Raw genomic sequence first — 11,620 nt, forward strand, 5'->3', positions numbered from 1 at the left:
GAGAGGTGGCCGGCACCACCCTCTTAGAGAAAATACCGTCGCGTGTACCGACACCGCTCGACCACCGTCTTCCTTGAGATTTGTGTCGTCGAGCGCAGTGATGCGGAGGGGGGCGAACCTGCCGAACATCGCAGTCTGCATCAACCGATCGGTCTCGTGCCGCGACAGGCTGGATAACCGCTGCAGCCCCAGAACTCACCGCCGGCATTCGCGCCACGCTTCGCGGTCCGCCTGACCATCGGCTTGGTGCAAACCGGGCAGTTTGACGCCTGACTCGGCGCGGCATTGGGCGTCACAGCTGGGGCTGCCGCAGGCCGTGAAGTTGAACGATTGACTGCGGCCTTGGYATCTCGAAGGAGCCCTCGAAGCTTCTCCCCATTGATCAGCGTCACGTTGCGGCCGCTCGCAAAACTCACTGCCGCCTCGGTGAACCGCCCCGAGGTCACCACAAACCCACCTGTGGCACCCCTCGCCGCCATCACGCCGTACAGCTCGCGCACGACCTCCACGCCCACCTTGAGAGCGCGCCACTGCTTGCACTGTACGAGGAACTTCTCGCCACTGGTCTCGCCGGTCTTCCTGAGAACAAGATCCACACCACCATCCGCACCGCCGCCACCAGTTTCGCCAACTTGGTAGCCCTGCAACCGGAAGCCTTCACCTACCAACATCTCGAACTCGCGCCAGCTCATGCCATCCAAAGCATCGCTCGCCTCGCTTTGCATCACGTCAATGACGAGGTTCTTTCGCTCCTTGCGCCGCCAGGCCGACATGCCCGCCCCAGCCAGGCAGAGAGCGGGCAGCACGTACTGGCCAATGCTGGCCAACGTCTTCCAAAGGGTTTGGGCGACCATCGCGCTCACTTGCCCAGGCTGGGCTGTGCGGACAACCGCCTGGGATGCAACGCCGTGAAGCAGCATGTAGCTGATCACCCCCAACGTCACCCCCGCCCACCACGGCAGCATCGCAACGAGGTCCATGATGTCCTCAGCAGGACTCGTCTTCTTGCGTCTCGCCATCCCCTGCTCTCCCCTTGCTGTTTTGATGTTGTATCAGACGCCGATCAAGTCGGGCATCGCTCGGCACGTCGGGCACTGAAAAGACAGCTATGCAGCGGTTGCAGTCTTCCGATTCATCGAACGCGACGCCCGAAAGCTGCCGTTCAATGTTTGAGTTCAGCGGGCAACGAACCTGCTCGCGGCATCGGACACCAGAGCCTCCGTTATCGGGAAAGCCGACGACGTAGATGCATAGCCTATGTCGGAGGCAAAGGCCGCAACGGAAGCCACGCTACCGGTCCTCGCGTATGCCCGCGGGAGGACCTTCTTGACTTCCTGCGTGCGGGACGGAAGAGGCATGCCACAACGATATGTCAGCCGGTTCCACAGGCGAGAATGCATTCGGTGACGGCCGCCCTGCCCGCAAGGTGTGCCTACGCGGCATGGTTGAAGCAGTACGCCGTCAAGCTGGGAATGTGGGCCGCCAAGGCAGTGAAGTAAGGAGCGGCGCCAGGTGGTTACACCGTTGAGGCAACCCAGGCTCTTGGGTGTGCCGAGAAAGTACTCTTGATGATTCCGAAAGCCATAACCCAGTTGCTTCCCGAGGACTTCGACCGCTTGGTTGCCGACCAGGTCCAGGAAGGCAACCAGCTCGACTTCAAGCAGGCTACCGTCGGCGGTACGGATGCGGACAAGAAGAAGTTCGCGGCTGACGTGTGCGCATTTGCGAACACCCGCGGTGGCGACATCGTCATCGGCGTGCGAGAAGTCGGCGGCGCGGCCGTCCAAGTGGTTCCTCTTGCCGTAGACCCGGACCAGGAAACGCTAAGGCTGCAAAACATGATTGCCGACAGCTTCGACCCGCGTATCGTCGGTGTGCAGATTGCGCCAGTCGCATACGGAGCTGGTCACGTGCTGGTCGTTCGCGTTCCGCAGTCCGTGCATGGTCTGCATCGCAGCAAGCTTGACCAGCAGTTCCATATCCGGGAGTCTCGGTCAAATCGCCATCTTGATGTCGCCTCGCTGATTACCCGCGTGGACGTGCTTCGAGGACAACGTGACCGCCGCGAGGATTTCATTGCTGAACGCTATGCCGCTGTGTTGACCAACCGCACCCCGGTGGCTCTTCGACCTGGGCCCAAGGTGATGGTTCACGTGTTCCAGGCCCACTCAGCCTTCGGTGCAGACATGCTGAATGTCGCGCCCGCAGCCAACGCTGGCGCCCTGCCCATTCCGACGCTTGCGCAAGGTGGGGTGGACTTTCGGATGACGTTCGAAGGCCCAATGCATCACACACCCATCAACGAGGGTAGAACCCGCGCCTTCACCCTCGTTCACCACGCCGGCGTGCTTGAAGGCGCGTGGAAGGTGGCGGACCCTCGGGAAGGTCGCATCGAGGTGCCGGCCGAGACGTTGGAGACCCAGGTGCTGAACTTCGTCTGGGCGCTCATCGAACGAGCCCGTGCGCTGTTGACCCTGGACGTCCCACTGGTCGTCCGTATTGCGCTGGTGGGCGCTGAAGGTGCGGTCGTGGTGACCAACAACCGAGAGCTTCGCCGGCACTACGAGGAAGACACCCCGCTGACCCCCATCGACCGCACCGCACTGCAACTCCCAGATGTCCTTGTGAACGACTGGCCTGCGGCCGACCTCGCAGAGCTGTTCCGCCCGGCCTTCGATAGGCTCTGGCAGGCATCCGGGTTCCTTCGCAGCTATCAATACGTCGAGCAAGACGGCCGGTTCGTCTGGCAAGGTTAAGGAGGCGCACAGTGTTGGAATGGTTGGCCGATTCGGCGCTCGGCAAAGCTGCCGATTGGATGATGAACAAGATGGCAGGCCTCGGCAAACGGGCGGACGCCCGCGCAGCCTTGCAGGGGGGTGATGCCCTGGGTGCGCTCACCACGCAAGGGCAAGTCACTGCTGCCATCGAACAATTGCTCCGCGAGCCAATGCTGCCTAGTGCCGTGACGCAGGTGGATGCCTTGCGGCAATGGCTGGCTGATGCGAAAACACAGGAGGTTCTTACGCAGTACCTGCTGGCCAGGTTGGGAGGCAACCACAACCTGGTTAATGACGCCCTCACCTCCCTCGCTCAGAGGTACTCGCAAGCCACCGGAGAGGTCCCGCAGCTCGCACATGGGCATATCGAAGCTGTCGCGAGCTACGTGGCAACCTTCGTTTCCGGCGCCCCCAATTTCCTGGCTGCGCAGGTGGCAGAAATGGCTTCCGACCACCGCGAGATGCGCCTGGCGAAGGCTGCCGCTCCCAATCTAGATGCCCTCAGGTCCGAGGCACGAGGACTTCTTGAGCAAGCTCCAAAGGCCGCCAAGCTGTTGGATCAGCGAATTCCCTGCGCGTTTGCGACTGGGGCCGAGGCCGGTTCGCACGAACGACTGGACGTGGCGTCGCTAGCGGCCCTGCTGCCTGAGCGAAAGCTTATTGTCATCGAGGGCGAGGGTGGCGTCGGGAAGACGACTGCCCTCGTTGAGCTGGGGGAAGCGCTTCTCCAAAACCCTGGGATGCCTGTTCCTCTGTATGCATCGGCCCCCAATTGGCTGAGGTCCGAACAGCCCCTGTTGGACTACCTTGCGGGCATGCGTGGTGTCCAGCGGGCGGCGATAGATAGGGATGCGTTGTCGTCGCTCCTCATGAACGGAAGCGCGGCTCTGCTCCTCAACGGCTGGAATGAAATTGCGGCCGCCGACAGGGCCCGCGCAATCGCCGGCGCAGAAGACTTTCTTGCGGACCATCGGGGCGCGATGGTGGTTTGCACGTCGCGGCGTGCAGAGGGCCCGTTCGCTGCCGCCACTGGCGTAGTGGTCAGCGTGCTCGAGTTCAACTGGGACCGGCAGCGCGCGCTGGTCGCGCGAGCCCTTCCCGACGGGACGGGTAATGGGTTGCTCAATCGACTGCAAACCGACACGCCGCTACGGCTGACGGCGCGCAATCCACTAATCCTGTCCAGCGCCATTCTCTTGGCTCAACGAGGGCACGAGGTGCCAGCGACGATGTACGGCCTGTTGGAAGCCGTGCAGCCCATTCTGGAGGCCCCTGACCAACGGCAAGCGGCACTTGAGGACGCGCCGCTCTATGGCCAGCACCGGAGCTACTTAAAAGCGTTGGCGCGCTACCTGACGGGTGCTGGCAAGGTGGAAATGTATTTGGATGAGGCTCGCCAGGTCGTTGGGAGCAACCTTGCAGAGCTGCAGCAATCCGGACGAGTTCAAGGCCGCGACGTTGAACCTTCGAAGGTCGTTGAAGCCCTTTGCAATACCCACCTTCTGCATCGTGAACGCGACTCGGAAGTCCTGAAGTTCTGTCATCAACGGTTCCAGGAGTTCTTCGCCGCAACTTGGGTGCTCGAGCAGCTCACCTTGGAAGGGCAAACCGTCGCGCAGCAGCAGGAGCTGGTGCGGGAAGTATTCAACCAGCCGGCATGGACCGAATCGCTCGACCTGCTCGCGGAGAAGTTGGTTGCCGATGGATTGGTCGTGCCGCGAGCGCAGCTGGTTGCTCTAGCAATTCGTGCCGACCTGACGCTCGCCAGCAAGTTGGCCGGAGAGGTTCAGATGGGAGCAGAGACAAGTGGCCCATTTGCACAGCTCATCGAAGGCATAGCGCAGCTCCATGCGGCGACGTCGAATAGCGCCAAGAAGCACGCGCTGGCATGCATGGCTCTGACCCGGTCTCCCGTGTTCGCAGCCGAGCTCACGGCGCTACTTGAAACTACAGCCAGTTTGGACGCCTTGGCGCTCATCAATGACGCAGCCGGCTTGAGCGTGAAGTCAGTTGGCGACGACATCACGAACCGGTTCAGTAGCTGGCCAAAGGAGAAAAAGCACAACCTGCTTCAGGGACTTGGCGGCCATCGAGAGAACCTCTCGTTTTTAAAGGACGTCGCTTGCTGCGACGCTGACCCGGGCGTGCGCGCGCAAGGCATCACGACGCTCGCATGGCAATTTCCGGCCTCGGATGCCGCGCTCGACGCCTGGCTCGCATCGCCCGACGATACGAAGCTCGACCACGAAGCATTTAATTCGGTGCGCTTTGTTGGCAACAACGACCGCGTGCCAGAACTGATAGCTGAAGTACAAAGACTTGTCGTGGTCAGTGGCGACAAGAACTTGCTGCTGCAGTTGGCTCGCGAGCTACCGATGAACGAGCGCGGATTTGCACTTGACGCGGCCAAGGAGGCGCTGGCGACGTCCGACCACTTTCACCTCCAAGACGACACCAACACCATCCAGCTGGTTGCAGCGTTCGACCCCGCAGCATTGCAGGCCATCGCGGAGGAGAAGCTCTTGGAACACCGAACAGTCCAAGACTGGGTTGCCTCGCACTTGGAAGCGTTGCCGCAACCAGAACGGAGCGCCGCCTTCGCCAGGGTGTTTGCCCGTGCCAAGGGCGGCGATGAAGAGAAGGTGGACGCCGCACGGATCGGCATGCTTGCAAGCAGTGCCGAAGTCAAAGCCGTTCTGGACGAATGGCTGGATGTTTCTCTGTCCGACCCGGAATCTAGGAACCTTGAGCGGTTCCTTTCGCGGGTGCTTGGGGCGGCGAGTACTGAGGACATCTGTGCGACGGCACTGGCGCGTAAAGGCGAACTGCACTACTCGCAAGCACGCAGGATGCTTGAACTTCTTGTCCAGCCCCGGCTCGTCGARCGCTTCGCGGACCATCCTGACCAACGCCGCCGAACGCTCCAGCCGGAAGCGGCCCAAGTTCTGCTGGATGCGTACTGGGATTTGCCTGAACCTGAAGGCGCCCAAACCGCGGGCGTCAAAGCCGCGCTGTGTCTCCTGCTATCCCGGGCGGACTCGGTTCGCTTCGCAGACAGAATCTTCGAGGGCCTGATGCTGGAGGCTGAGTGGAGAGCTTCTCTTGTGAAAGAGCACCGACCCGCGTCTGGAATGTCGTACGGCGATGAGTTCGCCCGCGCAGCGATGACAGGGGGCGCCGCGATGGCAAAGCGGCTGCTGCCCCTTCTGGATACGCACGACGAGGGCAACGTGCTCTTCGGTGTGGTGCAACAGATTGCCATACTGCCTTGGCCCCGAAACAGCTTTCACGCTCGCCTGGACACTACTGCTCGACGGCAGCGTATTGCTGAAGGCTTCGTGCTCCGCCAGCGGGACCAAGAGCTGCAGGAGATTACCGATGAGTTCGCTTTGAAGATTGCGAGCCGTCTAGAGGCGTGTGGAGATGCTGCGGTAAGTCCACGGGAGAACCGGTTCTACCGGCGATGGTGGCTCATGACGTCGCTGGCCAATCTGCCAACGAGGGCCGGGTGGCCTGAGCTTCGTAAGAGTCTCATGCGGACCGACGCGCTACCCGACCGATTCGCGTACGCGATGAACGCACTTGTCTCGCAAGGTGAGACCATCGACGACGATGGGGTAGTGGCCGCGCTCCAACAACAGTTTGCCGAGCGGGTTACGTCAACGGCGTGGTTTGACCAGCAAGACACCAGTTTGGAGGACCTTGCAGCGCTGCACTTCTACGTTTCGGAAACCAAGCTGCCGTCTCCCGCTCTCGACGCCATGGTCGACCAGTGGGCCGATAAGGCCCAGAGCTATGTGGTTCTTCGCAAGCTACGAGAGATTGACACACCTGCAGCGATGGCGCAGCTGAGTCGACTGACCCAGAACGGGGATCTCAAACGAACCGAGGAGGCTCTGCGAGCATTGATGGATGACCCTCACGGACCGACAAAACTGCTTGAGCTGGCCGTGGATGGCTCGCTATTCAAGTTCATCAAGGGATATGTCGACGCACGGCAAGTCGCCAGCGTGCTCGTCCCATTGATCGAAGGCCGTCCGGACGTCCTCCACCACATTCTGGACAGCTGCACAAAGCAGAACACGGGGACGGGAGAAGAACTCGCGTTTGAACTTGTGTCAGCGATTCCCGAGCCCGGCACCAAGGCGCTCGACTACTTGTTGGAGTTTGTAGACCGCACGGGCCGGGGCGGCAAAGGTCCCCGCGCCATCGCTTTTGAACGCATGTTCGAAGAGCGCGAGCCCGTTGAAGGATCGCCCAACACGCACCACCTGTATTCACGCGCCTGCAACCACATTCGGACGGGCCTGTTCGAGATGGCCACGGCCGCAGGTCCGTCAGCAGCGTTGGCTGCTGAGACATTGTTTGCAATCGAGGAACGCCGCTTTTCGCTCGGGCGGCCGCACGACGAGCCAAGGCACCCAAATGTGGACTCCGAGCATCGCTGGCCACAGTGCCTGGCAGCCGTCTCGTAGCCGCTCTAGTCCGCCGACAGCTACGAGGCCACGTTAAGCACAGTACTTGCAGTTGTGCCGCCCCCGGGATTCCCTGCCCGGGTCTGAACTACCACAAAGCAGTCGCTGTTGAACTTCTGCAATCAGTCTGGAGCGGAAGTTGGCGCAAGCGAGCTGCTGATAGGTCCCGCGCGCCCGCACTAGTCCCACATCGCGCGGAGCTTTGCGCCGACATCGACCTTCAGCACATCGGAAGCGATGCGGGCATCTCCTCGCACCGTGACGGGCACTACCTGCTCGAACAGCCTGGCCACCTTGCCTGGAATGAAGCGTGTCAGCGTCGCGTTGATGTAGCTGTCCCCTCCCCGCCTCTGCTGGCGCACGTAGAAGCGCTGTGGCGTGATGAGTGCCAGATGGTGCTTGGCGCGAGTCATCGCGACGTAGAGCAAGCGCCGCTCTTCTTCGATATCTTCCTCGCGTCCCGTCGCCATGTCCGAGGGCATGCAGCCGTCGACCACGTTGAGCACGTAGACCGCGTTCCATTCCTGCCCCTTGGCCGAATGGATGGTTGAGAGGATCAGGTAGTCCTCGTCGAGGTGCGGCGCTCCGGATTCATCGCTGCTGGCCTCGGGCGGGTCGAGCGTCAGTTCCGTCAAGAAGCGTTCGCGGCTACCGTAGCCCTCGGCGATCCGTGCCATCTGCTCAAGGTCGGCCAGGCGAACCTCGGCGTCATCGTGGAGCCGGTCGAGGTGGGGTTGGTACCACGCGATGGCTCGTTCGAGGTCGACCGGCCACTCGCTCTTGCGACTCAGGCTGGCGATCAGCACCGCGAGCTTGGTCCACTCCCCTGCCGCCCCCTTCGGGGGTCTGAAGTCCTCTATGACGGTGAGCGGGTCGGCCTGGCGTTCCATCGCGTCGAGCAGTTTGCCGGCGCTGACCGGTCCGAATCCGGGCAGCAGCTGGGACACACGGAAGCCGGCCAAGCGACCGCGGGGGTTCTGTGCCCAGCGCRGGACGCTCAGCACGTCCTTGATGTGCGTGCTCTCCAGGAACTTGAGGCCTCCGAACTTGCGGAAGGGGATGTTGCGGCGGGTCAGCTCAAGCTCCAGCGGGGCGCTGTGGCTCGATGTCCGGAAGAGGACGGCCTGCTTGATGAGCCGGATGCCCTCCTCCCGCCGTAGCAGCACTTGGTCGGCCACCCATGTGGCCTGGCTCGCCTCATCCGGCATGGCCGTGATGCGCGGCATTTCGCTCGAGGGTTGATTCGACCAGAGGTCCTTGGCGTGGCGCTTCTTCGCGAGGCCAATCACCGCATTGGACGCCGTGAGGATCGGCTGCGTGGAGCGGTAGTTCTGCTCCAGCGCCACGATGCGAGCTGGCGGGTTGAACTGGTCGGGGAAGTCGAGGATGTTGCCCACGTCCGCGGCACGGAACGAGTAGATCGCTTGCGCGTCGTCGCCCACCACCGTGAGGTTCTCGCCCTTCGGCTTGAGGCCGAGCACGATGGCGCCCTGCAGCCGGTTTGTGTCCTGGTACTCGTCGATCAGCACGTGATCGAAGCGCTGCCGGACGTCTTCCGCCACGCTGGCATCGGCCAGCATGTGCACCCAGTAGAGCAACAGGTCGTCGTAGTCGAGCACCTGCTGCTGGTGCTTCGCCTGCGCATAGGCCTTGAAGAGCTGCTTGAGGCCGTCGTGCGCCCCGAAGCACCATGGGTAGTGCGTCTGCAGAACCTCGTCCAGCCGTGACTGGCTGTTCACGACCCGGGAGTAGATGGCGAGGCAACTCGCCTTCAACGGAAAGCGCTCCACCGTCTCGGCAAAGCCCAGCTCCTGCCGCACTATGCCAATCAGGTCCTCGGCATCCGAGCGGTCCAGTATGGTGAAGTTGGGTGCCAAGCCGATGCGATCGGCATAGTCACGCAACAGGCGCGCGCCGACGCCGTGGAACGTGCCACACCACGGGAAGTGCGGCGGTGCCTGCGTCGTCCCATAACCGAGCAGGCGATGAAGCATCCGGCCCACACGCTGCCCCATCTCTCCGGCGGCGCGGCGGGCAAAGGTCAGCAAGAGGATGCGGTGTGGATCCGCGCCCGTCTGTACCAGGCGTGCGACGCGGCTGGCCAAGGTCTTGGTCTTGCCGGTGCCAGCCCCGGCAATGACAAGCAACGGACCCCGATGCGCCCCGTCGCCGACACCGTGCTCGACCGCGGCGCGCTGCTGCTCGTTGAGGTCGGCGAAGACGTCCTTCGTCGCTCCAGGCTTGGGCGCTGGCGACGGTTCAGGAAGGACGGAGTGCTCACCCATGGCTCAATCTCGGGCCCGATCATATACTGTATGAATCAACAGCTTTTGGCGCCCACCCCATGAGCATCCGGATCGGCACTGCATCCTGGTCGCACCCAGCGCTCATCGACACGGGGCGCTTCTACCCGTCGGAGCACATGAGTCCCGAGGAGCGCCTGCACTTCTACGCGACTCAGTTCACGTTGGTCGAGGTGGACTCGAGCTTCTATGCCATGACGCCGCCCGGCATGGCGCAGCGGTGGGTCGAGCGCACGCCGCAGGACTTCGTGATGAACGTGAAGGCCTTCCGGCTCTTCACCGGGCATCAGACTTCACCGCAGGCCCTTCCTGCCGACGTGCGCGAGGCGCTTCCCGCCGCGTTGCGAGACAAGTCCATCCTGTACTACCGCGACGTGCCGCCCGAGTTCCGCGACGCACTGTGGGCACGCTTCGTCGAGGGCATCGCCCCACTGCGGCAAGCGGGCCGGCTCGGGCTGGTGCACTTCCAGTTCGCGCCCTGGATCGTGCGCAACCCCGCTGGCCGGGCGCACATCGAGCACTGCGTCGAGCGCATGCAGGGGCACATGGTCAGCCTCGAATTCCGAAACTTCAGCTGGTTCAACGAGGCGAACACCCGCGACACCCTGGCGTTCGAGCGGTCGCTCAGGGTCGTGCACACCATCGCCGACGAGCCCCAGGGCTTTGCAAACTGCGTTCCGGCTGTGTGGGAGGTGACACACGACGACCACGCCTTGGTACGCATGCACGGGCGCAACGAGCACACCTRGAACAAGCGGAGCAACACGTCGTCCGGGCGCTTCAACTACCAATACGATGACGCCGAACTGGAAGGCTTGGCCGGCCAGATCGCGGCGCTCGATGCGCCGCCCCTGCATCTGCAGGTAGTCATGAACAACAACGCCGAGGATTTCGCGCAAGCGAACGGCCGGCAGCTATTCGAGGCCTTGCATGCATACGGAGCCAACGTGGTCACGCCGTCCTCGGGCAAAGTCACGCAGCTCCGAGCTGCATGACGCGAGGTCGCGCCTGCGCGGACTGCTCAGGGTCTTCGACAGCCTTGATACACCATCGAGCATTCGCGCGTTCAATGGAAGTCTCGACTGTGCGTAGATTTGGCCAAGCGCCCTAGCAACGGAGTGAGGTCCTCGAGCTTGCTCACGATGAGATTGCACACATCCCCTTCGCGCTGCCAAGTGCCCCTGAGGACCAGGAGCCGGGACCGAAGCAACACATCTCGTTGCTGGTCTCGCACGGACTTCCAGACGATCGCCTGAACCGTGCCTGTCTCGTCCTCCAACGAGACGAAGATCGTTCCGCTCGCGGTGCTCGGTTGCTGACGGAGGGTGACGATCCCGCAATAGTCCACGCGTCGGCCGTTCGGGACGGTCGCGAGATCGGCGGCGGACGACAAGCCGCGATGCGTCAGTCTCTCCCGCAGCAATGCCAACGGATGCCGGCGCAGCGTGAGGCCCAACGATGCGTAGTCGAACAAAATCTCCTCGCCTTCTGGCGCGGCCGGCAGCTCAAGCAGCTCTTCTTCGATCGGTGCATCCGTCAGCAACGGCGGGGCGCATCGCAGGGCGGCTGCGTCCCAGACCTGCTGCCGACGGTGGCCAGACAGGCTGGCGAGCGCATCCGCTGCCGCCAGCAGCTTCATCTCATGAGCTTCCAGACCGGCCCGCCGCGCAAGATCGTCAGCACTCTCAAATGCAGCTTCCGATCGCGCTGCCACGATGCGCGCTGCCGAGGCCGAGGCCAACCCCGCGATCAGCCGCAATCCCAAGCGCACAGCCGGTAGGTGCGGAAGATCCTCCAGGGTGCAGTCGACATCACTGCTGAGAACATCCGGTGCACGCACCTCGACGCCGTGTGCCTTGGCGTCGCGTATCAGCTGCGACGGCGAATAGAACCCCATCGGCTGCGAGTTGATCAGCGCCGCAAGGAACTCCGCGGGATGGTGCCGCTTGATCCAGCAGCTCGCGTAGACCAGAAGCGCGAACGAGCCCGCGTGTGACTCCGGAAAGCCGTACTCCGAGAACCCGTGAATCTGTTTGAAGATCTGCTCGGCGAACGCCTTCTCATA

At 62.7% G+C, this 11,620-nt stretch carries 6 protein-coding genes; 3 read left to right on the forward strand and 3 right to left on the reverse strand.

Annotated features, from left to right (window positions below):
• Positions 1-140: 140 nt before the first annotated feature.
• Complete coding sequence (locus AC1D1T_RS24750; RefSeq protein ID WP_477992656.1) at positions 141-1,019, reverse strand: restriction endonuclease; 879 nt, start codon at positions 1,017-1,019, stop codon at positions 141-143.
• A gap of 549 nt (positions 1,020-1,568) precedes the next feature.
• Between AC1D1T_RS24750 and AC1D1T_RS24755 the strand changes: the two genes are divergently transcribed.
• Complete coding sequence (locus AC1D1T_RS24755) at positions 1,569-2,756, forward strand: AlbA family DNA-binding domain-containing protein (protein ID WP_477992657.1); 1,188 nt, start codon at positions 1,569-1,571, stop codon at positions 2,754-2,756.
• A 14-nt stretch (positions 2,757-2,770) separates the two neighbouring features.
• Positions 2,771-7,252 (forward strand): NACHT domain-containing protein, encoded by a 4,482-nt coding sequence (locus tag AC1D1T_RS24760; RefSeq protein ID WP_477992658.1) that lies wholly within the window; start codon positions 2,771-2,773, stop codon positions 7,250-7,252.
• A 179-nt stretch (positions 7,253-7,431) separates the two neighbouring features.
• On the opposite strand, the gene AC1D1T_RS24765 is transcribed toward AC1D1T_RS24760, so the two are convergent.
• Positions 7,432-9,537, reverse strand: coding sequence for an ATP-dependent helicase (locus tag AC1D1T_RS24765; RefSeq protein ID WP_477992659.1), 2,106 nt, complete (start codon positions 9,535-9,537; stop codon positions 7,432-7,434).
• Positions 9,538-9,596: 59 nt separating this feature from the next.
• On the opposite strand from AC1D1T_RS24765, the gene AC1D1T_RS24770 reads away from it, so the two are divergent.
• The gene (locus AC1D1T_RS24770; RefSeq protein WP_477992660.1) at positions 9,597-10,550 is read left to right on the forward strand and encodes a DUF72 domain-containing protein; all 954 of its coding nucleotides are present in this window, start codon (positions 9,597-9,599) and stop codon (positions 10,548-10,550) included.
• A gap of 71 nt (positions 10,551-10,621) precedes the next feature.
• Here the strand turns inward: AC1D1T_RS24770 and AC1D1T_RS24775 are convergent.
• On the reverse strand, positions 10,622-11,620 hold a 999-nt coding region (locus tag AC1D1T_RS24775), incomplete at its 5' end, for a helix-hairpin-helix domain-containing protein (RefSeq protein WP_477992661.1).

It is taken from the genome of Rhizobacter sp. P2_H3, assembly GCF_056403355.1.

Coding starts and splice junctions, on each gene's coding strand:
- AC1D1T_RS24755 (WP_477992657.1), top strand. CDS start 1,569: ATGATTCCGAAAGCCATAACCCAGTTGCTTCCCGAGGACTTCGACCGC.